Source organism: Enterocloster clostridioformis, assembly GCF_020297485.1.
Lineage (GTDB): Bacteria > Bacillota > Clostridia > Lachnospirales > Lachnospiraceae > Enterocloster > Enterocloster clostridioformis.
The window spans coordinates 1,047,540-1,071,262 of sequence record NZ_JAIWZC010000001.1; the positions used below are offsets into that span (position 1 = coordinate 1,047,540).

General features: G+C 50.6%; 24 protein-coding genes and 1 pseudogene. 2 read left to right on the forward strand and 23 right to left on the reverse strand.

Features of this window, described 5'->3' with window-relative positions; genetic code table 11:
* The 6 genes from LA360_RS05245 to LA360_RS05265 all read right to left on the reverse strand — a co-directional run bounded on the left by LA360_RS05245 (position 1) and on the right by LA360_RS05265 (position 5,134).
* On the reverse strand, positions 1-873 hold the full coding sequence (locus LA360_RS05245) for an ROK family protein (protein ID WP_057571802.1): 873 nt from the start codon (positions 871-873) through the stop codon (positions 1-3).
* A 124-nt stretch (positions 874-997) separates the two neighbouring features.
* Entirely contained in the window at positions 998-1,966 is a 969-nt protein-coding gene (locus tag LA360_RS05250; RefSeq protein WP_057571801.1) for an ROK family protein, read from the reverse strand.
* 126 nt (positions 1,967-2,092) lie between these two features.
* Positions 2,093-2,797, reverse strand: a complete 705-nt coding sequence (locus tag LA360_RS05255; RefSeq protein WP_022201106.1) for a Bax inhibitor-1/YccA family protein — start codon at positions 2,795-2,797, stop codon at positions 2,093-2,095.
* 100 nt (positions 2,798-2,897) lie between these two features.
* Complete coding sequence (locus LA360_RS29540) at positions 2,898-3,032, reverse strand: hypothetical protein (protein ID WP_263870216.1); 135 nt, start codon at positions 3,030-3,032, stop codon at positions 2,898-2,900.
* Positions 3,033-3,039: 7 nt separating this feature from the next.
* Complete coding sequence (locus LA360_RS05260; protein WP_022201105.1) at positions 3,040-4,764, reverse strand: DAK2 domain-containing protein; 1,725 nt, start codon at positions 4,762-4,764, stop codon at positions 3,040-3,042.
* Positions 4,765-4,777: 13 nt separating this feature from the next.
* Entirely contained in the window at positions 4,778-5,134 is a 357-nt protein-coding gene (locus LA360_RS05265; RefSeq protein WP_002567525.1) for an Asp23/Gls24 family envelope stress response protein, read from the reverse strand.
* A 169-nt stretch (positions 5,135-5,303) separates the two neighbouring features.
* On the opposite strand from LA360_RS05265, the gene rpmB reads away from it, so the two are divergent.
* Entirely contained in the window at positions 5,304-5,489 is a 186-nt protein-coding gene (gene rpmB / locus LA360_RS05270; protein WP_002567524.1) for a 50S ribosomal protein L28, read from the forward strand.
* A gap of 216 nt (positions 5,490-5,705) precedes the next feature.
* Here rpmB and LA360_RS05275 read toward each other — a convergent pair whose 3' ends face one another.
* The 11 genes from LA360_RS05275 to LA360_RS05325 all read right to left on the reverse strand — a co-directional run bounded on the left by LA360_RS05275 (position 5,706) and on the right by LA360_RS05325 (position 14,353).
* Positions 5,706-5,843 carry a hypothetical protein gene (locus LA360_RS05275; RefSeq protein WP_002567523.1) on the reverse strand — a complete coding sequence of 46 codons (138 nt, stop codon included), beginning with the start codon at positions 5,841-5,843 and terminating at the stop codon, positions 5,706-5,708.
* 69 nt (positions 5,844-5,912) lie between these two features.
* A complete protein-coding gene (locus LA360_RS05280; protein ID WP_002583575.1) occupies positions 5,913-6,341 on the reverse strand; it encodes a GerW family sporulation protein in 429 nt (142 codons plus the stop codon).
* Positions 6,342-6,425: 84 nt separating this feature from the next.
* Complete coding sequence (locus LA360_RS05285) at positions 6,426-7,475, reverse strand: DUF2953 domain-containing protein (protein WP_022201104.1); 1,050 nt, start codon at positions 7,473-7,475, stop codon at positions 6,426-6,428.
* Positions 7,472-7,771, reverse strand: coding sequence for a hypothetical protein (locus tag LA360_RS05290; protein WP_022201103.1), 300 nt, complete (start codon positions 7,769-7,771; stop codon positions 7,472-7,474). Before LA360_RS05290 ends, LA360_RS05285 begins: the two co-directional genes overlap by 4 nt.
* An 88-nt stretch (positions 7,772-7,859) precedes the next feature.
* Positions 7,860-9,200 (reverse strand): hypothetical protein, encoded by a 1,341-nt coding sequence (locus tag LA360_RS05295; protein WP_022201102.1) that lies wholly within the window; start codon positions 9,198-9,200, stop codon positions 7,860-7,862.
* Positions 9,201-9,262: 62 nt separating this feature from the next.
* On the reverse strand, positions 9,263-10,507 hold the full coding sequence (locus LA360_RS05300) for a competence/damage-inducible protein A (RefSeq protein WP_112482751.1): 1,245 nt from the start codon (positions 10,505-10,507) through the stop codon (positions 9,263-9,265).
* A 1-nt stretch (position 10,508) separates the two neighbouring features.
* The gene (pgsA, locus tag LA360_RS05305) at positions 10,509-11,051 is read right to left on the reverse strand and encodes a CDP-diacylglycerol--glycerol-3-phosphate 3-phosphatidyltransferase (RefSeq protein ID WP_057571800.1); all 543 of its coding nucleotides are present in this window, start codon (positions 11,049-11,051) and stop codon (positions 10,509-10,511) included.
* Positions 11,035-12,390, reverse strand: a complete 1,356-nt coding sequence (gene rimO, locus LA360_RS05310) for a 30S ribosomal protein S12 methylthiotransferase RimO (RefSeq protein ID WP_081031176.1) — start codon at positions 12,388-12,390, stop codon at positions 11,035-11,037. Before rimO ends, pgsA begins: the two co-directional genes overlap by 17 nt.
* Positions 12,391-12,486: 96 nt before the next feature.
* The gene (gene rpoZ, locus LA360_RS05315; RefSeq protein ID WP_002567515.1) at positions 12,487-12,750 is read right to left on the reverse strand and encodes a DNA-directed RNA polymerase subunit omega; all 264 of its coding nucleotides are present in this window, start codon (positions 12,748-12,750) and stop codon (positions 12,487-12,489) included.
* Positions 12,751-12,794: 44 nt separating this feature from the next.
* A complete protein-coding gene (gmk, locus tag LA360_RS05320) occupies positions 12,795-13,427 on the reverse strand; it encodes a guanylate kinase (RefSeq protein ID WP_022201098.1) in 633 nt (210 codons plus the stop codon).
* A gap of 47 nt (positions 13,428-13,474) precedes the next feature.
* Complete coding sequence (locus LA360_RS05325; RefSeq protein WP_002583584.1) at positions 13,475-14,353, reverse strand: YicC/YloC family endoribonuclease; 879 nt, start codon at positions 14,351-14,353, stop codon at positions 13,475-13,477.
* Between the two features lie 300 nt (positions 14,354-14,653).
* On the opposite strand from LA360_RS05325, the gene LA360_RS05330 reads away from it, so the two are divergent.
* Complete coding sequence (locus LA360_RS05330; protein ID WP_057571799.1) at positions 14,654-16,399, forward strand: Rqc2 family fibronectin-binding protein; 1,746 nt, start codon at positions 14,654-14,656, stop codon at positions 16,397-16,399.
* Positions 16,400-16,543: 144 nt separating this feature from the next.
* Here LA360_RS05330 and LA360_RS31060 read toward each other — a convergent pair.
* The 6 genes and pseudogenes from LA360_RS31060 to LA360_RS05360 form a co-directional block, all read right to left on the reverse strand.
* Positions 16,544-16,846 (reverse strand): annotated as a pseudogene (locus tag LA360_RS31060) (VOC family protein).
* A gap of 266 nt (positions 16,847-17,112) precedes the next feature.
* Complete coding sequence (gene rpsU / locus LA360_RS05340; RefSeq protein ID WP_003504099.1) at positions 17,113-17,289, reverse strand: 30S ribosomal protein S21; 177 nt, start codon at positions 17,287-17,289, stop codon at positions 17,113-17,115.
* A 154-nt stretch (positions 17,290-17,443) separates the two neighbouring features.
* Entirely contained in the window at positions 17,444-20,107 is a 2,664-nt protein-coding gene (gene alaS, locus LA360_RS05345; RefSeq protein ID WP_057571798.1) for an alanine--tRNA ligase, read from the reverse strand.
* Between the two features lie 167 nt (positions 20,108-20,274).
* Positions 20,275-21,234, reverse strand: coding sequence for a lysozyme inhibitor LprI family protein (locus tag LA360_RS05350; protein WP_057571797.1), 960 nt, complete (start codon positions 21,232-21,234; stop codon positions 20,275-20,277).
* Positions 21,235-21,448: 214 nt separating this feature from the next.
* Positions 21,449-21,931: a ribonuclease HI gene (rnhA, locus tag LA360_RS05355; protein WP_112482753.1), complete on the reverse strand. Its 483-nt coding sequence runs from the start codon at positions 21,929-21,931 to the stop codon at positions 21,449-21,451.
* 27 nt (positions 21,932-21,958) lie between these two features.
* Entirely contained in the window at positions 21,959-23,566 is a 1,608-nt protein-coding gene (locus tag LA360_RS05360) for an MBL fold metallo-hydrolase RNA specificity domain-containing protein (RefSeq protein WP_081031175.1), read from the reverse strand.
* Between the last annotated feature and the right edge of the window lie 157 nt (positions 23,567-23,723).

Consider the following 23,723-nt stretch of genomic DNA (forward strand, 5'->3'; position numbering starts at 1 on the left):
TCATGCCCGTAATGCATTGAGTCCCAGCTTTATGCATCCCATGATTCCCTGGTCATCGTGAAGGCTTGCCGGGACAATGTAGTTGTCCATGTCTTCCAGTTCCTTTGTCTTAATATAGCCGTTTAACATCTCCTTTACCTTTTGGCGAATCATGGGGAACAGCTGCTCCTGATGCATAACTCCGCCGCCCAGAATGATTTTCTGGGGGGAAAGAAGCACAATATAGTCCACAAGGGCCTGGGCAATGTAATAGCTCTCCATCTCCCATACCTCGGGCCTGTCCACCAGTTCCACGGCCTTTTTGCCCCATCTGGCCTCGATAGAGGGACCGCTTGCAAAGCCCTCCAGACAGTTTTTGTGATAAGGACAGATACCGCCCGTTGGGTCATCCTCATGGCGCGTCAGAAGAATGTGGCCTCCTTCGGGGTGAAGCATTCCGTGCAGCAGCGTTCCATTGATGCATACGCCCACACCCACACCGGTTCCTATGGTGATATAGATAACGCTGTCCAGTCCCTTGGCACATCCGTATGTCACCTCTCCCAGACAGGAGCCGTTTACATCCGTATCCAGTCCCATGGGAACCTTGAGCTCATCCTTAAGCCTGCCCAGAAAATCCTTGTGCCTCCATGCCAGCTTAGGCGTGTCCAGAATATATCCGTAAGTCTCTGACTCCGGCTTTACATCCACAGGGCCAAAAGCCGCCACACCCAGGGCTTCAATCTCCTTATCCTGAAAATATTCGATAAGCTTAGGTATGGTCTCCTCCGGCGTGGTGGTAGGTATGGATACCTGCTCCAATATGGTGCCGTCTTCCTTTCCAACGGCACACACCATCTTTGTGCCGCCTGCTTCCAATGCTCCAATTAACATATATGCTCCCCTTTCTGAAATATATTATTTCAATATATACTTTTGAAACAATGTATCTGACATGAAAATTATAACAGTCTTTGACTTCTTAGGCAACTAAATTTGCAAATGCCTTATGGCTTCCTTACTCCTCCCATATCTCCATGGCCGCCATCACAGCCCCGTAATCCCCAATCTGTTCCCCCAGGCCGGAAGGCAGGATACAGCAGGCATTTACATTGGCTGGGAGTGCCTCTCTCCGAAGCTCCTTTTCCATCTCTTCCTTGAGGAATCTGCCGGCCCTTGCATAGATTCCTCCTGCTACAATCCTCTCGGGATTCAAAATGTCCACCAGCATGGCAAGACCCCGGCCAAAATACCGGCCGGACACTGCCAGAACGTTTCTGGCATCTGCATACCCCATATCCGCAGCTTCCGCCACATCTCTGGCTGTAATACCTTCCAGCCCTCCATCCTTCATGTAAGAAACCGCGCGGCCTGCCATAAGGGCATCCTCTGCCATGGACCTGGCCAGCCGCGCGATTCCTCCCCCGCTGCAAAATCCCTCAAAGCTTCCTGCCTTTGCGTAGCCCACAGGTCCGTCCTCTGCCAGCCGTACATGCCCTGCTTCCCCTGCCATGCCGCATGCTCCTTCGTATAGCCTTCCGTTTAAAATCAATCCTGCCCCCAGTCCTGTTCCAAAGGTAAGGAAAATCATGTGTCGGCAGCTCTTGCCAGCCCCATACCGCCATTCTGCCAGGGCACAGGCATCCGCGTCGTTCTTAAGTCTTGCGTCCATGCCCAAGCGCTGTGCCAGATAGGACACAACCGGCACCTGGTCCCACCCCGGCAGATTAGGCGGCGACAGAATCACGCCTCTGCCGCTGTCTAACGGCCCTCCGCAGGAAATGCCGAGGCAGCATTTTTCCCTGGATATCCGGTGCGTTTCCAGAAAGGCTTTCCCCATATCCGCAAGGCAGCCCAGCACTTCCTTCCATGTCCCGTGAGTGGGAATGGATTTTCTCTCCAGAAATACCACATGTTCTTTATCCGGACTGGCCAGAAGGACAGCTGATTTCGTTCCGCCTATGTCAAAGCCCAATACATATTTCATTTTTACCTCCTGTCTGTATGCAAAACACATCATGAAAAAGGCGCATCGCCGCAACCATAATCCAGTCACGTCAATGCACCCCTTGGATAATCATAATCTTCTTTAAGTATATGTGGGTATCCCTGCTTACTTCCTCCGCCCCAAAATCCTCATAATATAGACAAAGAGGTTGATAAAATCCAGATAAAGCTGCAGTGCAGAGAAGATGGATGCCTTGGCTGCCATCTCAGGCATCTGGCCGTAGTATGCGTGGAATGCCTGTATCTTCTTCACATCATAAGCGGTCAGTATCAGGAACAGGAAAATTCCCACAGTGGATACAATGGTATCAAATGCGCTTAAATCAATGAACATTGCAAAAATCCAGTAGAAAAACAGGAATACAAGCCCTCCAATCATGAAGGGACGGAGTTTGGTAAAATTAATATTGCCAAACCATCCAATCAGGGCCATGATTCCAAAGAACAGGGCCGTGATGCCGAATACCATCCACAGTATCTCCAGGCTGAAGGCAAATAAATATGCGCTGAATACAATACCGTTAAGGGCAGCGTACAGGAAGAATAAGCTCCTGGCCATCCCCACAGACATCTTCTCAATCCTGGCTGAGAGATAAATCACCACTCCCAGCTCAGCTGCCAGAAGAGCCAGAGGCCAGTACCGGAAGGAATATACATAGAAAATCGTACCTGTCATCGCAAAGCCGACTGCGACAATAAAAGTAATCAAAAGTCCTGCAAACATCCAGCCAAAGGTCTTTGCCGTGTAGCGTCCCAGGGAGTCTCCCTCTACCTGAACTTCATAAGATCTGTTCATCATGTTTTCATTCATAGTCATCCGCTCCTTTTATTTTAGAATATAAATGTAAATACAAAAATCAGATTGACGATATATCCGATGATGGCTGCCGCCATGGCAATGGACCCCAGTATCACAGCCGCCCTTCCTGGCATGCCCCGTGGTCAGGCACATATATGGTAATGACGCCGCTTCCCGTGCCTTCCTGTCCCTGAGGCAGGGGCCGGTGGAGAAGGCGTATCAGCTCCTCCAGGCTCTCCCGGAACATCTTCCTTCTACTCAGCAGAAATCAGATAGTAGTATATGGGCTGGCCCCCGTACTGAAGCTCGATTTCCTTATCAGGATACTGCTCCTGGGCCTGAGCCCTGAGAGTATCTGCCTCGTGCTCAGACACATCTGCACCGTAGTATATGGTCACAAGCTCACATTCCTCATCCAGCATCTCTTTCATGGCATCCAGGGCAACCGCATCCACGGATTTTCCCACTGCCAGCATACCATGGTCTCCCAGAGCCATGATATCCCCTTCTTCAATGTCAATACCGTCAATATTGGTGGTTCGGACCGCATAGGTAATCTGGGCAGTCCTTACATTTCCCATTTCCTCGGTCATGGTCTGGGTATTTTCCTCCGGTCCCAAATCCGGCATGAAATTGACCAATGCCGTGATTCCCTGGGGAACGGTTCTGGAAGGTATGACGATTATGTTCTTATCTTCCGTTAAATCCCTGGCCTGCTGTGCGGCCATGATAATATTCTTGTTGTTGGGCAGGATGAAAATGTTCTCTGCATTTACCCGGTCAATGGCCTTTAGCATATCCTCTGTGCTGGGATTCATGGTCTGCCCTCCCTCAATAAGGCAGTCGGCTCCGATTCCCCTGAAAATATCGCTCAGTCCTTCCCCGCTGGATACGGCTATGAAACCATACTCCCTGCGTTCTGATGAAGCCTCATCCCCGGATTCCTGATCTTTGCCGGCCTGCTCCCCGGCGGCCTGTTCCTTGGCCAGACGCTCCGAATCCTGAATGACCCTCTCCTGGTGTTCTTCCCTCATGTTGTCTATCTTCATGCGGGATAAAGAACCGTAGGCCAGCGCCTTCTCAAAGGCCAGGCCTGGATGGTTGGTGTGCACATGCACCTTCACAATCTCATCGTCCGATACCACTACCAGGGAATCACCAATGGATTCCAAATATGACTTTAACTCCGCCTCATCCTTATCCGTGTAATCTTTCTCCAGATTTATGATGAATTCGGTGCAGTACCCAAATTTGATATCTGCCGTATCTATGTCCGTCCTTGCGGCGCCCTTAGCGGCTCCTGCGCCGGCTGCAGGCGTTTTCCGGCTGTCCAGTACCGTGTCCAGGGAAAAGTCCACTGTCTTGCCCAGAAGGCCGTCCACGGCTCCTTTGACCACCTGCATCAGCCCCTGTCCGCCGGAATCCACCACACCCGCCTGTTTTAACACGGGAAGCATCTCCGGCGTCTGGCCCAGCACGTAATCGCCGTATTCTATGACTTCCTTTACAAATTCCTCCATGTCATCTGTCTGTGAAGCCATCTCCAGGCCCTTATCCGCCATGGCCTTGGCCACAGTCAGAATGGTTCCTTCCTTTGGTTTCATGACAGCCTTGTATGCTGTTTCAGTTCCCCTCACCATGGCGTTTGCCAGGATGGTGGTATCAATCTCCTCCACTGCTTTTATTTCTTTTGTAAAGCCTCTGAGAAGCTGTGATAATATAACTCCTGAATTTCCTCTTGCCCCGCGCAGGGAACCGGATGAAATGGCTTTTGCCAGCTGGTCCATGGTAGGGTTCTCAAGCTCCGCCACTTCCCTCGCCGCCGCCATAATGGTAAGCGTCATATTGGTTCCCGTATCCCCGTCCGGCACGGGAAATACATTCAGTTCATTAATCCAGTCCTTTTTTGCCTCTAACCCCTTTGCTCCTGCCAGGAAGGCATTCTTAAGCATACCGGCGTCAATCGTACTTATACCCACAAGTTACTTCCTCCTAGTCAATCACTCTAACACCTTCCACATAGATGTTGATTTTCTCAACCTCCATGCCGGTGAATTCTTCTACTCTGTATTTCACGCTTTCAATCAAGTTGTCAGATACAGCCGAAATACTGACCCCATAAGATACGATTACGTGAAAATCAATGGATATCTTATTATCATTTATATCCACGTTGATTCCATGGGTCAGGCTCTCTCTCTTTAAAAGTTTAACCAGCCCGTCCTTCATGCTGACTGCTGCCATACCCACAATGCCAAAACATTCAACTGCGATGGTTCCTGCATATAAAGCAATCACGTCCGGGTTAATCTGGATTTCGCCCATTTTATTGCTGATTCGTCCCTTCATACACATGCCTCCGTTTCTTTACTAGAGACAGTATACACTATTTTCTGAAAAAAAGAAAGAAATTTTAATTTTTTCACTTGCAAAATTTGCAAACTTCTGGTATCATACATTTGTTGTGGATTTTTCTTAAAGAAAGAATCCAAGTTACGTGTTAAGGAGGTGCAATAGTATGGCTAAGTGTGCAATCTGTGAAAAGGCAGCTCATTTCGGAATTCAAGTGAGCCATTCCCATAGAAGATCCAACAAGATGTGGAAAGCGAACGTTAAATCTGTCAGAGTCAAGGTTAATGGTGGAACCCAGAGAATGTACGTATGTACTTCCTGCTTACGTTCAGGCCTTGTAGAAAGAGCTTAATGAAACAGAACATATCACGGAAAAAGGCATTGCCTCTGTCATAAGACGGGCGGTGTCTTTTTTTGTGGAATACTTTGGGGATTTTCAATCTTTTTTCCTGACGGGATAAAGCAGGTAGCAAAAAACAGGCCATGCCCATGGGATGGACGCATAACCTGTATTTTAATTCAATTGCTATTGTAACCTTCTTCCTCTTCGATACGCCATACGTTTATATTAACAACAGAACAGATTATATCCTAATACAAGGCAGCCGATAACGAACAGGAAGGTAAAGATTGTCTCCGGAATAAAGAGCAGCACTGCCATCCCCAGTCCAAAGCAGAACAGCATAAGCCCGCATATTCTTCTCATATCTTAATTGTCTCCCCCATTCTGCAACAAGCTATATTCCATCATATGCAGAAAGGCGGCCCAGGATTCCTATTTCACATCCATATGTTCTGCCTTACCCGTGTCATAGACTGCCGCTGTATCCTTTGCGGTCCGGACCGTTTCCTCAGACACGGCCGGCTTCCCCCCCAGGAATTTATTGATGAAATCCGGCGCCATATCGATGACCTTAGTGATGGCATCCTGATTCTTTACGTTGACAAGCTTTGTCACGCCTCCCTGAATTACCAGAACGGCGCTGGGACTCATCTTGGCGCTCATGCCTCCGCCGCCCCGGTGTTTCTGCTTGACACCCTCTGCAAAGCTTCCGGCCGCCATACCACATGTCACATCAATCAGAGGGACGATGATTGTATCTCCCACCTGTACCGGTTCCCCCACCACGGTCTTGGTGCTGACGAACTGGTCCATGCCTCTAAATAACGTGTCTATCGTAGATGTAAATTGATTCTCTGCCATAGTATGCCCTCTTCTCTATTTATTCCCGCGGGCTGCCGGCGGGACAGGATTTCCCATCCCCCGGCAGCCGCCGCGAGTGTCATATCACTTTAAGAAACCCTTCAGCATCCTGCGGGTATGTCCGTCAAACAGGACCTGGAGTACCAGCCAAAGGATTACGGATAACCGTATTCTCCCCCTCAGACTCCCCTCTGCGTCCAGTATTTTCTCATCAAATACCGGGTACAAAAAAAGCTGCCTGTGGTAAAATGGGTAGATAAGGCTTGCGGCCTGAAGCACCTGCCCCGTGGTATAGGGGTCGTCAAACCCGAAGGTGACGGTGCACCTGCCTTTTCTGGGCCACAGATGTTTGAGGAGAAGTTTTGTCTGCCTGTAAAGGAGCCTTAAGGATGCCTGGTTCTTTTCATCCTCCAGCCAGACTTTCTTCTCCAGAACAAATTCCCTGATTCCTTTAAGCTTATCACAAATTTTCTCAAAAGAAAACTTAAGTTTTCCCAGTATATGTCTGATTGACCGGCTGATACGGGCTGCGATGCCTTTTATTTTTTCCATGACGCCGGACCCCTGTTTGTCAGGCTCAGGCCCTGTTTTATCTTCCTCTGCCCGGCTTTCCCTCCGGTTGGTGTCCTGCCCTCCCACGTGTTCCCCATGGAATTGTGTGCCATGAGCCTGTTTCCCGCCGGACTGGCCGTCATTCGATTGTTTCTCCCGTGACCGGCCGTCATCGGCCCGTCCATCCGTATCGGTCTTCCTGTGTTCCTCCTGAGCCTTCCTGTAATGCTCTTCATCCTGCTGGAGTTCCTCATACAGAGACTGTTCTTCATCTCCCAGTATGGTCTCCAGACCGTCCTCCAAATCCCGGGCAGGATCCTTTTCCCCATTGTGCCACAGCCGGAAGCCCAGAACCTTGAGACTGCACGCCATGCCTTCGCCTTCATAGACAGCCCCGAATACCAGAATATGGAAAAACCAGGTGGCGCAGACCGACAGCAGCAGCTGTCCGTGGTAATTTCCCTCTGCCTTATACCTTACAGGTATGAACAGCACTGCCAGGAGAATGCCAAGCAGCAGCCCCAGGATGACCAGAAGAACAATACCCATTATCTTCAATATTACAAGCAGAATATGAATCATCTTGCCTCCCCCAGGTACGACATATATGATTTCCAGTTAAAACCATCCGTATGCCGGTACATATCATCCACCATGGTGCGGACTACCTCACATGCTTCCCCGTATCCCTGGGCCACGCCTAAAACCAGGAAATCCTCTGCCTTCCGTTCTTCCTCCGTCAGCAGCATCACAGGCCGTATGTCAAGTATATGATTCCCACTCTGAGGAAGAGTAATCACATAGGTGTCCGGCATGAGCTTCCTTTCGCGGATTCCCATGAGGACCCTGGCCCGGTGCCGCCCGGCCCTGTCTCCCATATATAGGTGCTCCCACCAGCGCATTCATTCATCTCCCTCTGTCTGCGCGCCAGGCCATGTCTGAAACCCATTTCCGCCATAACGCGTCCTAATAATCTTCCAGGTCAAATATATCCTGTTCTATCAACATGCGTATAAGACGCATGGAAATCTCTTTTTCCTTACTGTCGGAACAGCTTCTGAGGCTTCCTTCCACATACAGACGCACTTCCTCCAGGGAATCGAAAAAGACTGGCAGCCTGGACAGAATCTTGGACATCACAGCCCTGACAAGGACCTTTGGTTTTCCCTCCCAGGCAGCTGACAGTTCTCCAAAGAAGCGCTCCAGCTTTCCGGCCATCAGTTCTTCATCCACCTTCTGGTCCGCCCTGTCTCCGGGACGCTCCAGGGACATGAAGGAGCTGTCCGACATGAGCAGTTCTATCTTCCTGAGAATTTCCCCGTCCTCATCCCCGCCGTCTGCCGCGTTCTTAACCTCTGTCTCCAGACGCATCCACTGCTCAAAATAAGTCTCCTGCTTTCCCTCCAGCATGGACAGCTTATCTGTCAGCTCCCGGGGAATGGCCTTTACGGCCCCTTCCTCAAAAAGAGACTGAACCTCTGACAGGAGTTCTTTTAACAGGCTTTCCTCCGATACCTCCATCATGGCCCATTTTCTGGAAAGCATAAGCACATAAAGGTCATTTATCAAATCCATGAACAGCATCAGTTCCCCTGTGGTATCCATGAGAATCTGTCCTGCCCGCTCCATCTCGGCTGTCAGATGCCGGTATTCCTCTGCCGTGATAACCTTAAAATCCGTCTTTTCAAATTCCCTGACAATGGAGTGAAGGTCCTCGTATCCTGTCTCCATATCCTCCGGCCGCACCAGCATGGCCTCGGACCGCAGGATATACAGCATATCATCCAGGCTGGAGACTGGTCCGCCCTTATAGACAGACATCCCCTCCTCCACCATGGCAAAGAATTTATTCCTGGTAAGCCGTATGGGAAGCTGGCCTACCACGGACTGTACCCGTTCGTTGACAACCATTGGCTCATCTGTGTCCATAATATAAGCCATGATTTCCGCTGTCCATTCTTCCTCATCCGGCCGGACATTTCTGTTTCCCATGAGCTGGGGCTCAAAACGCCCTTCCAGACGGTTCAGAACGTACTCATACGCCTGAAAAACATCCGTATAAGCGGTATTGGCCTCCATAGCCGAGGCAGTATCATCCCTCAGGCCATTCAACTCCTCCAGCTCCAGGCTTCCCTCCAGAAAATCCTTTAACAGACCGTGATACCGTTTGCTCAGTCTCTCCAGCCTGCTGCTTAAAAGGTCCCCTTCCAGGATTACCTCATAGTACATATAGTAATTCAGGGCCAGCCGCGTATATGCATAGTGGCAGGCCGCTGAAATCTGTTTCTTCCTTCGTCTTGATTTCAAAATCCATTCCTCCCGGAACTTATTTTCACGTAATAAACAAGGCTGCTATATCCGCCTGATATTTAACTCTTACCCAGTATGCAAAGGCGCGCCAGGTCCAGAGACTTCATCATGGCCTGTTCCCGCACCTTTTCACGGTTGCCCTTAAACTGGTATCTCCTGACGCAGGTCTTTCCCCTCAGGCAGCAGGCCATGTACACCAGACCAACAGGCTTTTCATCCGTACCGCCGTCAGGGCCCGCTATGCCGGTGGTGGCCACACAGAGGTCAGTACCGCTGGCCTTCACTCCGCCCTCCGCCATCTCCCTGGCAGTCTCTTCACTGACAGCGCCCCAGGCTTTTAAGGTGTCCTCACGTACTCCCAGAAGGCGCATTTTGGCTTCATTTGAATATGTTACCATGCCTTCCATAAACACGTCGGATACTCCGGGCACATTCACCATTCTGGCCGCTATCATGCCTCCGGTACAGGACTCGGCAGTACACATGGTCAGATGATTCTGTTTCAACAAATCCGCCACTGCCATCTCAAGACTCACCTGCTCATCCGTGGTGAATACAGCTTCCTTAAAACGGTCTTTTATCTCCTTCTCCACAGGCGCAATGAGGGCCAGCCCCTCCTTTCGGCTTCCCGCCCTGGCAGTAATCCTTAAATGCACCTCCGCCGTCTTTGCGTAGGTGGCAATGGTGGGATTTGTCTGGGCGTCAATCAGGTCCAGAAGCATATCCTCTACCTGGCTTTCGCCGTATCCGCAGATTTTCACCATACTGGATACCAGCACCGCGTTCTGCTTTTGCTGAAGATAGGGGAACACCTGTCCGTTAAACATGGGGTACAGTTCATTGGGAGGTCCCGGAAGCAGGATAACGGTCTTGCCGTCCTTTTCCAGAATCAGGCCCGGAGCTATGCCGTTGGCATTGTCCAACACCACCGCTCCCCGGGGGACCGTGGCCATCTTCCAGTTGTTTTCCGGAATGTGCCTGTAAATATTATTCCTGAAGAATTCGGTCAGATGCTCTCTGGTATGGGCGTCCTCCTCCAAAGGCACGCCGAAGGCATCGGCACAGACCTCCTTTGTCAAATCATCCTCTGTTGGACCCAGGCCTCCTGTCAGTATGAGAATGTCAGAGCGTGAAAGTCCCTGGCGCACCACGGACATCATCCTGTCATAATTATCCCCCACCGTGACCTGGAAAAACAGATCGAATCCAAGCATGGCGCATTTTTCCGCCAGGAATTGAGTGTTGCTGTTTACAATATTTCCCATAAGAATTTCAGTTCCCACGGATATAAGTTCCACTGTCATGCTACATGCCTCCCTCTGTCAGGATTTTGATATTCTTTGCCACATAATCCACCAGGGATATAATGGTCAGGGCAACTGCAATGACAACCACCATGTTGGTCACCAGCGTCAGAGCCGGAATATTGAATATCAGCAGGATGACAGCCGTCATCTGGAAGGTGGTCTTAAATTTGCCCCAGTAGCTGGCTGCAATGACCACGCCGTTGTCCGCCGCCACCAGACGGAATCCGCTGATGATGAATTCGCGGCTGATGATGATGATGACAACCCAGGCAGGGAGCTGTCCCAGCTCAATCAGGCAAATCAGCGCGGAACAAACCAGCAGCTTGTCTGCCAGGGGGTCCATGAATTTACCAAAGTTGGTCACCAGATTATACTTCCTGGCAATCTTGCCGTCAAACAGATCCGTGAGACTGGCCGCAATGAACAGCACATTTGCCACAATACGCATGGTATAGTTATTGCCATGGTCGATCAGCAGGGCCGCAGCAAAAAACGGAATCAAACACACTCTTATAATCGTCAGTTTATTGGGCAGATTCATCATACACCTCTCCTATCAAATCATATTCAGCGGCTCCTGTTACCTTGACCCTCACAAAGTCGCCTGACATCAGTTCCACATCCCCGTTCACAAATATCAGACCGTCCACATTCGGCGCGTCCATGTAAGTCCGTCCCACATAGGCCGGCTCGTCCACCACCTTTCCTTCTATGAGGACCGTAAGCACCCTGCCTACCATGCTCTCACAGTGTTCAAACGCGATGTCCTGCTGCAGCTCCATGATCTCGTCCCTGCGCTCCTCCTTCACCTCCTCCGGCACCTGGTCGGGATAAGAGAAGGCCGGTGTGTCCTCCTCAGCGGAATAAGCAAATACTCCCAGACGCTCAAACTCCATCTCATTGACAAAGTCCATCAGTTCCTCATGATCACTCTCAGTCTCTCCCGGAAAGCCTGAAATCAGAGTGGTCCGGATGGCAATGTCCGGAATCTCCCGCCTGAGTTTTCCGATGCGCTCCATCAGTTCTTCCTTGTTGGTCCTGCGTCCCATACGCTTAAGGATCCGGTCACTGGCATGCTGGATGGGTATATCCAGGTAGTTGCACACCTTTTCCTCTGTCCGGATGGTCTCTATGAGCTCATCCGTGATTTCCTCCGGATAACAGTACTGAATACGAATCCAGCAGATACCCGGAATCTTTGCCAGCTCCTTAAGAAGTCTCGGAAGACATTTCTCCCCATAAAGATCCTTGCCGTAAAGAGTGGTTTCCTGCGCCACCAGAATCAGCTCTTTCACCCCTGCCTCCGCCAGCTGCCCGGCCTCCGCCACCAGCTGCTCTATGGGGACGCTGCGGTAGGGGCCCCTTAAATAGGGGATGATACAATAAGTACATCGCTTGTCACAGCCTTCCGCGATTTTCAGAAAGGCGTAATGGCCGCCGGTGGTGACCACCCGCCTGGCTTCCACCTGGGGAAGCTCGCTCAAATCGCGGAAACAGGAGAGGTGGATGCCTGAACTTCCCATGAGCACCTGCTCCAGCACCTTTGCCACCTCTTCATAGGAAGTGGTCCCAAGGATAGCATCCACCTCAGGTATCTCATCCAGAATTTCCTGCTTATATCTCTGGGCCAGACATCCAGCCACCAGAAGGGCCTTTAAGTTCCCCTCCTCCTTATACCGGGCCATTTCCAGGATGGTGTTGACGCTCTCCTCCTTGGCATCCCCGATAAAACAGCAGGTGTTGATCAGTATTACATCTGCCTCTGTCTCGTCGTCCGTAAAAATGATGCCCTGTCCGTTTAACAGTCCCAGCATCTTCTCTGTATCCACCAGATTCTTGTCACATCCCAGGGATACGCAAAATAGCTTTATATTCTCCATATGAAAATAACTCCTAATGAACATTTAAGCCATCTCTGTCCGAGCAGCACCGGGAATGACCCAGAATGCTTCCCTGTACAGGAGACGGCTTATGATTTATGCGTTCTGCTCTTCCTCTTCCGTTGTCTCTTCCTCCGGAAGGATTTTCACCTTCTGGTGATACAGTTCATCAATGGCAATGGACAGCGGCTTCTTTCCTGCCGCTCCGGCAACCATGGGGTCCTCCCCCGCGATGAGCTGTCTGGCGCGCCTGGACGCTGCAATGACGATGGAATAACGGCTCTGTACCACCGGCTGTTCTCCGGGCTCAATATCGCTGTTTACTACGTTGATTAAATCGGTGTATGATGGATGTAACATATTACATTCCCCTTTCAAATTGTTATATGATTTTTGTAAATGGTTTACTGTCTGTCATCCAGGTGATAAAGCTCTTCCCGCATCCTGCTCAGGAAGTCCAAATGATAGCAGGTCTTACTGTGCTGCAGTGTGATAAGCTGGTGCATCTGCTCCACGCATGCATCAATCTCGTCGTTAATCAGCAGGTAATCATAGGCTTCCATGCCCGACGCCTCCTCAGCCGCACGGCGGAGCCTGGCATTTATGACCTCTATGGTCTCTGTTCCCCTGCCTACCAGACGGCGGCGAAGCTCCCCGGCACTGGGCGGTGTCACAAAAATCAGCAGCGCGTCGGGAAAACGCTTCTTCACCTTAAGGGCGCCCTGAATTTCAATCTCCAGAATCACGTCCTTTCCCTCTGCCATCTTCTTCTCCACATAATCCCTGGGCGTACCATAGTAATGGTTCACGTACTGAGCGTACTCCACCAGACGCCCGTCCTCTATCATCTGCTGAAAATATTCCCTGCTGACGAAGAAATAATCCTCCCCGTCCTTTTCTCCTTCCCTGGGCTGCCTTGTGGTGGCGGATACGGACAATGCGTAATTGTCATACCGCTTTAGCAGCTCTTTCATGAGTGTTCCCTTTCCTGCTCCGGAGAATCCGGATACTACCACTAAAATTCCCTGCTGGTTCATGGTATGCTCTCCCTGACTTTTCAATGTACTTATTTGGATATTCTTATTCATTCAATATTCTGTATCTGCTCCCTGACCTTCTCTATCTCGGTTTTAAGGGCAATGGCCTTGTCCGAGATGGAAAGGTCCGTGGACTTGGAGAGGATGGTATTGGCCTCCCGGTTCATCTCCTGGGCAATGAAATCCAGCTTGCGTCCAACGCTCTCTCCGCTTAAAAGCCCGTTCCTGGTGTTGTGTATGTGGCTTCTGAGACGCACCGTCTCCTCATCCACACATATCTTATCCGCATAGATGGTAACTTCCGCCGCAATACGGCTCTCCTCCATGGCTGTGTTATTTAAGAGCTCCTTTACCTTGTCCTCCAGCCTGTTCCTGTACTCTGTTAAAATCTGCGGGGAACGCTCCTCGATAAAATCCACCAGCGTTTCCATATAATCCAGCTTGCCTAAAAGGTCCTTCTTAAGATGTTCTCCCTCAATCTCCCTGGACTCCACAAATCTGACAGCGGCCTCCTTAAGGGCTTCCGAAAGGATTTCCCACAGATGCTCCTCGTCGTCCGGCACCTGCTCCATGGTAAGCACCTCGGGAAACTTGGCCAGGGCCGACACCTTCACATCGTTCTGGATACCGAACTCATCCGACATTTTATAAAAGTACTCCATATATTCAGCAGCCAGCGCCCGATTGTATTTAAGGCACATGTTGCCTGACCTGTAATCCTCGTAGTTGATGAATAGATCCACTTTTCCCCTCTGGATATATTTCTTAAGGAGTGTCCGAATGGAAGCTTCAAAATAATTGAACTTCTTGGGCATCTTAATACTTAAATCCAGATATCTGTGATTAACGGCCTTCATCTCGACAGAAATCTTGTACTCGTCCGTCACATTCTCGCATCTGCCGAAACCAGTCATGCTTTTTAACATAACGAATGCCTCTCTTTCGCTTTTATCCATAGTTAGTTAGTATTATAATTCATCTGGGGAATCAAGTCAACAAATTGTTCAACAAAGCAATTTTCGGGGTTACAGTTCAGCCGGCGGGAAAATTGGATGGACATCCGATAATGCAAGGCCTTTTCTATTCCTTCAAATTATGGTATTCTTATATTCAGCGGCCCCGGCGCCCGGACATGCCCCGAAGAGAAGATCCTTCCGGTTCCTCCCCGTCCCCTATCCAAAGGGCATTTCCCGCGTTAATACAGGCCCGACAGGAGTGTATATCATATGGCATTTGACGGCATTACCATAGCAAACCTGGTTCATGAGTTCAAGGAAGCCCTTGGAGGCGGACGCATTTCTAAAATCGCCCAGCCTGAAAAGGACGAGCTTCTCATAGCCATTAAAAATAACAAGGAAAATTACCGTCTTCAGATATCGGCCAGCGCAAGTCTTCCCCTTATCTACCTGACGGACAAGAACAAACCCAGTCCCATGACAGCGCCTAATTTCTGCATGCTGCTGCGCAAGCACATCGGAAGCGCCAGAATCGTGGACATCAGCCAGCCCGGCTTAGAGCGCATCATCCAGTTCGATCTGGAGCACTTGGACGAGATGGGGGACCTGTGCCGCAAGAAACTGATTGTGGAAATCATGGGCAAGCACAGCAACATCATTTTCTGCAGAGAGGACGGCACTATCATCGACAGCATCAAGCATGTGTCCGCCCAGGTCAGCTCTGTCCGCGAGGTACTTCCGGGACGAGCCTACTTCATCCCCCAGACCGTTGCCAAAGAAAATCCGCTTACGGTCACTCAGGAGACCTTCCACCAGGCAGTAGGCTCCTCCTCCATGTCCGTCCAGAAAGCCCTGTACAACCATCTCACAGGCATCAGTCCCATTATGGCCGAGGAAATATGCCACCTGGCAAGCATTGACTCAGATTACGGCGCCTCAGAATTGTCTGAAACAGAACTTCTGCATCTTTACCACACCTTTTCCCTGGTGATGGAGGACGTGAAGGAAGGAAATTTTGCGCCGGCCATTGTCTTCGATGAAGGAGGCCCGGTAGAATACGCTGCCCTTCCCCTGACCTGTTACGAGGGCGGCGCTTACCACAGCCAGTCCTTCCGGTCCATGAGCCGTCTGCTGGAGGAGTACTATGCTTCCCGGGACACCATTACCAGGATCCGCCAAAAGTCCTCAGACCTGCGCCGGATAGTCCAGACATCCCTGGAACGCAACTACAAAAAATACGATTTGCAGCTGAAGCAGCTGAAAGACACTGAAAAGCGTGAAAAATACCGCATATACGGCGAACTCCTGAACACCTACGGCTATGAGCTCACCGGCGGCGAGAAATCCTTTACCTGTCTGAACTACTACACCAACGAGGAAATCACCATTCCCCTGGACACACAGCTGTCAGCAAAGGACAATGCCAAAAAGCACTTTGACAAATACAACAAATTAAAGCGCACCTATGAAGCGCTGACAGACCTGACAAAGGAGACCAAGGCGGAAATCGACCATCTGGAATCCATCAGCTCCGCTCTCGACATAGCCCTGGCTGAAAACGACCTGGTGCAGATTAAGGAAGAGCTGACGGAGTACGGATATATCAAAAAACGCCGTTCAAGCGATAAGAAGCCGAAAATCACCAGCAAGCCCTTCCACTACATTTCCTCCGACGGCTTCCACATTTACGTGGGAAAGAACAACTACCAGAATGAGGAACTCACCTTCAAGCTGGCAACAGGCAATGACTGGTGGTTCCACGCCAAAGGCATCCCCGGCTCCCATGTCATCGTAAAGGCAGAGGGCCGCACCGACCTTCCCGACCGTCTCTTTGAAGAAGCCGGCTCCCTGGCCGCCTACTATTCCAAAGGACGTGACAACGACAAGGTGGAAATCGACTACATCCAGAAAAAGAACATCAAAAAGGCAGCCGGAGCCGCGCCTGGATTCGTGATCTACCATACCAATTACTCTTTGGTGGCGTCGCCGGGGTGTGCGTTGAACGAGGTGGGGTGATTTGGATTTGAATTTTGGTGGGTGAGGGTACGTCCGCGGAGAGGGAGAGGCGGACCGTGTATCTCTCCCGCCAAGTTTATAAATCCCAATCAGCCGGGTATAGACAGATGCTTGAGTTTAGGTTTCTCAACTTGAGGTGTCACTTTATTGTTTTATTGTACTCAAACAGAATGGGTGGCCTTCGGGGTCGAACATTACGGTTGAGGTGTCAAAATATTGGACTTCCGACTTGGTGGCGCCGCAGTTCAGGGCGTGGGAAACGGCTTGATTCAGGTCCTGGACATAAAAATCCATATGGGCCATCTGCTGTTGTCTGCCCTTTTTTCAGGGCCAGACAGGCGGGATATAATCTTCCACTTCCTGAAAAGCCAGAATCCATCCCTGATGCGAGCGCAACCCCGCCCATCCATTACCGGAGAGCACCTTCTCCCATCCAAGCAGCTCCACATAAAAATCCGCTAACGCATCCGCATCCTTCAATCGTAAGCAAATCCCGCAATTTCACGAATCATTACGACCATCCTATCTCTGCAAACAATTCAATTCTTCCTTTGCTTTTTTCTCATGTGGCGGCCGGAGGACACAGCCCTGCCCCTCCCCACGGACGTACCCCACAGCCATAACATTAAAAAACAAAAAACAACTGCCTGCCATAATTTCTTACGACAGCCAGTTGATTTTCCATTACATTAACACCTAATCCAACCAGTGAATTAGTTGTACTTACGCTTACGAGCAGCTTCAGACTTTTTCTTACGTCTTACGCTTGGCTTCTCGTAATGCTCTCTCTTACGAATTTCCTGCTGAATGCCAGCCTTTGCACAGTTTCTTTTGAATCTGCGTAAAGCACTGTCTAAGCTCTCGTTATCTTTAACAATTACGTTTGACATCGCTCACACCTAACCTCCCTCCAGTTGTGTAATTGTGCATAATACAACTGTTTGGGTATTTTTAGCACTGCTATGATTATAGCATAAAAATACCGTACGTCAAGAATTTTTTTATAATTCTTACATTTATTTTTAAATTTTATCTGCACATGTACTATTTTGTCTGTTCTTCCACTGTCTCAACCGCTTTTTTAAGAGCATCGTCGATACCTGCCGGATTCTTGCCGCCGGCCTGGGCCATGTTGGGACGGCCGCCGCCGCCGCCGCCCACAAGACCAGCTATGGCCTTAATCAGGTTTCCTGCATGAGCTCCCTTTTTCTGGGCTGAGTCTGTGGCTGTTGCCATCAGGTTCACCTTGCCGTCCTGCTCGCAGGCCAGTACAATGACGCCTTCTCCCAGCTTGTCCTTTAACTGGTCGCCTAAGTTTCTCATGCCGTTCATGTCCACTCCGGTTACTTTGGCTGCCAGAACCTTAAGTCCGTTTACTTCCTTGACCTGGCTCATAACATCTCCCAAGGAGTCATTGGCAAGCTTGCTCTTAAGCTTCTCATTTTCGGAGTGAAGGGTCTTAATTTCTTCCAGAAGGGACTGTATCTTGGAAGTCAGCGCGGACGGTGTTGTCTTGGCTGTCCTGGCCGCCTCCTGAAGCTCCTCTTCCACCTCCTGATAATGTTTCATAAGCCCCTCGGATGTAAGCGCCTCAATACGCCTTACACCGGCGGCAATACCAGCCTCGGAAATAATCTTAAAATATGCAATGGTGCCTGTATTTAGCACATGGGTGCCGCCGCAGAGCTCTGTGGAGAAATCTCCCATGCGCACCACGCGGACCTTATCTCCGTATTTTTCACCGAACAGAGCCATGGCTCCTGTTTTCTTGGCCTCCTCCAGTGTCATAACCTGGGTGACTACCGGAAGGGATGCCTGGATTTCCTGGTTCACCAGCTCCTCCACCTTCTTAATCTCATCCGGTGTCATGGCTGAAAAATGGGTAAAGTCAAAACGCAGCCTGCCCGCATCCACATAGGAACCTGCCTGCTCCACATGGTCTCCCAATACCTTGCGCAGAGCCTTCTGAAGCAGATGGGTGGCGCTGTGGTTCTTGCATGTAAGAGCGCGGTTGTGGGCGCAGACAGACAGGGTCACGGTTTCCCCTACCTGGAACATGCCTTTTGTCATGACTCCCACATGGCCTACCTTGCCGCCCTGAAGATGTATGGTATCCTCTACCTTAAAGGAGCCGTTTTCATTGGAAATAACACCTGTATCTCCCTGCTGGCCGCCCATGGTTCCGTAAAACGGGGTCTGCTCCACGATGATGGTACCCTTCTGTCCGTCTGTAAGGGCCTGTACCAGCTCGTCTTCCGTGGTCAGTACAGTCACCCTGGAATCAGCCGTCAGTCTGTCATAACCAATGAATTCAGTGGTAACAGATGGATCGATGGACTGGTATACAGTCACGTCGGCCCCCATGTAATTGGTAGTCTTGCGGGCCTTTCTGGCCTTTTCCTTCTGCTCCTTCATGGCTGCGGCAAAGCCGTCCTCATCCACGGTGCAGCCTCTCTCTTCCAAAATTTCCTTGGTGAGATCCAGAGGGAATCCATAGGTGTCATACAGCTTGAAAGCATTGGCTCCGGAAAGACACTTATTTCCGGTTTTCTGCATCTCATCCTCCATCTCACCCAGGATGCTAAGTCCCTGGTCAATGGTCTTGTTGAACTTTTCCTCTTCCTCGGACAGTACCTTAAAAATCATGGCCTGCTTTTCTTCCAGCTCAGGATAGCCGTCCTTGGACAATTCGATGACTGTCTCGGAAAGACCGGCCAGGAACCTGCCTTCAATCCCCAGCTTTCTCCCATGGCGGGCAGCACGGCGCAGGAGGCGGCGCAGCACATAGCCCCTTCCCTCGTTGGACGGCATGATTCCGTCTGAAATCATGAAGGTACAGGACTTAACATGGTCTGTAACAATGCGCAGGGACACATCTGTCTCGTGGTCCTTCTGATATTCTGTATGCGCAAGCTCGCAGACCCTGTCCAAAAGCGCCTTGTTGGTGTCAACGGTGAACAGGGAGTCAACGCCCTGAACCACCACAGCCAGACGCTCCAGGCCCATGCCCGTATCAATATTCTTATGCTCCAGCTCTGTATAATGACCATGTCCGTCATTGTCGAACTGGGTAAATACATTGTTCCATACCTCAATATAGCGGTCGCAGTCACAGCCCACCGTACATCCGGGTTTTCCGCAGCCAAATGCCTCGCCTCTGTCGTAATATACCTCTGAGCAAGGACCGCAGGGGCCTGAGCCGTGCTCCCAGAAGTTGTCCTCCTTGCCGAACTTGAAGATGCGCTCAGCCGGAATCCCGATTTCCCTGTTCCAGATGCCGAATGCCTCATCGTCATCCAGGTACACGCTGGGATACAGCCTGTCCGGGTCCAGTCCCACCACATCGGTCAGAAATTCCCAGGTCCAGTGGATGGCTTCTGTTTTAAAATAATCCCCAAAAGAGAAATTACCCAGCATCTCGAAAAAGGTGCCGTGACGGGCTGTCTTTCCTATATTCTCAATGTCACCGGTGCGGATACACTTCTGGCAGGTGGTAACCCTCTTCCTGGGCGGAATCTCCTGTCCTGTGAAATATGGCTTCAGGGGAGCCATACCGGAATTGATTAAAAGCAGGCTGTTATCATTATGCGGCACCAGTGAAAAGCTCTTCATTGCCAGATGGCCCTTGCTCTCAAAAAATTCAAGGAACATCCGGCGAAGCTCGTTCACGCCGCGGTACTGTGGTTCTTTCACTTTATTTTCCTCCATATCATTGCTCTCATTACATAACCGTCATTTTACCATAACGCTATATAATTATCAAGACTGTCTTAACAAAAAAGAAAGGGAAAACCAATGATTTTCCATTGTTTTTCCCTCTTACCCGCAATTTTCAGTCCCCGTCATACGGACTGTTCTTTCCATGCCTTCGCCTGCTACGGCAATGCCGTTTGGGAAGAATCCTCATCCTCGTAGAACACCCCGTTGGCCTCCTCATAGCGGCCTGCCAGCTCGTAAGCCCTGTCCCTAGTCAGACTGACCAATGCGGCCGCATAACTGATTCCCTCCATGGATCCGCTGTTTCTGCCCGAACTCTCCGCCGCCCTGGCATCCCTGTTCTTAAGCCATTCCTGCTGTTCGGAAGCCAGCTTTGCCGCATCCTCCTGGGACAGCATCTCCATCAGCGCATTGTAAATGGAATTCAGCTCTCCTTCCCACAGCTTAAGCTCTGTCTCCGCTGAGGTTTTGATGGAATATACATTGGAATCCGTTTCCTCCTCCCGCATCTTAAGGATCTGGGTGTCCAAATCCTCCAGGCGTTTACGGTAGTCTACAATAAGACTTGCCTTGTACTCCCTGGTCCTGGCTCCTGTGAGAGGGGAAATAGGCATATCCTTTTCCGAAGCAGTTTCCGAAACAGCGGCTCCCTCACCTGCACCGGCGGATCCGGCAGTATCCGAAGCCATCGTCTCCTCAGCGGCATCCGCCATTGCCGGAGCTGCATGGTCCGAAGGAAAGGCCCCCGCTGCCTCTGCTGCCGAAGCCGCTGCGTAAGCTGCGTTTCCAGGATCTGCACTTCCGGGACCTGCATCTCCCGATGCAGCGTTTCCTGAAGCTGCATTCCCAGGTCCCGCATCTCCCGTCATCCTGCGCTCCGCAGGTGTTGCGGGCGCTGCCCTGCCAGCCGCCATACCTGCATCCGCCCCGCCCGTTTCTGTATCCAGCTGTCCCAAAGCCGGGGCAAAGGATGACGCCGCCGTCTCTTCTGCCCCTGCTGTAATCTCAGCCATCATGGCTGCTCCCTGGCTGTTCACATAGTATTTGGTATAGTGGGTAACACCAGTTCCTATGACCAGGATACAGCCAATTACAATCCATATCCTTTTTTCTTTCATCGCAACACATCCCTGCCATAATCATGTATTAACCTTATCACAAAAAAGGAAGAAAAGAAACACGAAGATAAAAGGAGTAATAGATTGTAAGAGATATGTAAGAAAATCAGGAACAGATACAAATGCAAAAAAAGCGCCGCATCCCCTGCTCCGAACGTAAGCCAGGGTTAAGCAGCGCCTTCCCGCTTTTAAACTGTATCAGGGTGAAGCTTATTTATGCCTCCAGCCCCTGGTCTGTCATCAGATTCTCACCATCTGCCGCAGAGGTGGCCAGGGCATCGCATTTCTCATTTTCAGGATGGCCTGCATGTCCTTTTACCCAGATGAATTTTACCTGGTGGGGTTCCTTTGCCTTTAGCAGGCGTTTCCAGAGGTCGATATTCTTAACCGGCCCGCTTTTTCCCCTGTTCCACCCCTTTGTCACCCAGCTGTCAATCCAATGCTGGTTAAACGCATCTGTCAGGTATTTGGAATCCGAATATAATTCCACCTGGCACGGCCTGTTTAACGCCTCCAGCCCTACAATAGCAGCCATCAGCTCCATCCGGTTGTTGGTGGTGCGTACATACCCGCCGGACATAGTCTTCTCATGAAGCTGGCCGCTGCTGTCCATAAAATGAAGCACTGTCCCGTAACCGCCCGGACCGTCAGGATTTCCCCTGGCAGAACCGTCTGTGTAAATCTGTACTTTCGTCATGTGTCAAAATCTCCTGTCAGTAACATTCTATCTGTCCCATTTATCGCACAGGGCAAGAATCTGTTCCGTAAAACGGGTCAAGTCCTTATTAGCGCCGCCCTCATTGCGGTGAATCACATCAAGCAGCATCTTGCCCGCATCCACCAGCCTGGTGTAAACACCGCTGGCCCTGCGTTTGGCGGCAGTCTCCTTCTTAATTAGAACACCCTCTGTCTCTTTAATCCAGAAGCCTTTTATGAGGTCAAACTGGGAACCGGAAAAAGGCGCCTTGGCTGCCAGTTTCAGCTGGGTATTCAGCACATCCGTAAAGGATACGCAGGATTCCTCGCTTCCATGGACCACAAACACATAGTCCGGCTTTTTCTCAAATGCGGATATCCAGGTGATAAGCCCGTCCCTGTCCGCATGGCCGCTGATACCCTCCATGGTTTCTATATGGGCCCGCACATCAATTTCCTCTCCAAATATCTTCACGGTCTGAGCCCCGTCCTGAAGAATCCGCCCTAGGGTTCCCTCTGCCTGGTATCCCGCGAACACAACGGAACACTCCGGCCTCCACAGATTATGTTTCAGGTGGTGGCGTATACGGCCCGCATCACACATGCCTGCCGCTGATATGATGACCTTGGGCGTCATGTCAAAGTTTATGTTCTTGGATTCCTCACTGGTAATGGAGAGCTTCAGTCCCGGAAAATCAATGGGGTTGATTCCACGTTCCACCAGAGCTTTTGTCTCCCCGTCATAGCACTCCAGCATATTGTCCTTAAACACGTGGGTGGCTTCCACGGCCAGAGGGCTGTCTACGTAAACCTCAAAGCTGTCATGGCCGGTCACAAGCCTTTCTTCCTTAATATGGCGTATCAGATACAGAAGCTCCTGGGTACGTCCCACTGCAAAGGCCGGTATGACCACATTTCCCTGCCGGTCCAGGGTCTCCTGAATGATTCTGGCCAGACTGTCCACATGGTTTACATCCTTTTTGTGGTAGCGGTTTCCGTAGGTGGCCTCCATCACCACGTAATCTGCCTCCGTAATATACTGGGGATCACGGATCAGGGGCTTATTCTTGTTTCCAATGTCGCCGGAAAATACGATTTTTTTCTTGCCGGCGCCCTCAGTGGCCCATATCTCTATGGAAGCAGACCCCAGTAGATGTCCCACATCCGTAAAGCGCAGGGTCAGGTTGTCATTGAGCTTAAATACCTGCCCATACGCCACACCCTCAAAATGCTTAAGCACATCCTCAGCGTCCTGCATGGTATAGAGGGCTTCCACCTCACCCCTGCCGGCACGGCGCGCCTTCCGGTTTTTCCACTCAGCTTCCATCTCCTGTATGTGGGCGCTGTCCTTAAGCATGATGTTGCACAGGTCAGCGGTGGCATAGGTGGTTATAACCTGGCCCCTGAATCCCCTGGCGTGAATCCACGGAAGCATACCCGCATGGTCAATATGCGCATGCGTCAGAAGCACATAGTCAATCTCATGATACCCCACGGGCAGCTCCGCATTCTGGTATATGTTATTTCCCTGTTCCATACCGCAGTCTATAAGCACCTTGGTATTTCCCACCTCCAGAAAATGACAGCTGCCCGTTACCTCATGGTCGGCACCGATAAATGTAAGTCTCATCTGCATTCTCCCCTCCGAGTATAATATAGTCTTGCCTCACAGAATATTCTGTCAATTATGGCTACAGTATATCATAATCCCCATAAGAATGCAAATCGCATTGTAATATTTGCACAATTTTCTGTAAACAGTCCTTTTCTCAACATGCAAACCATTGTTGACG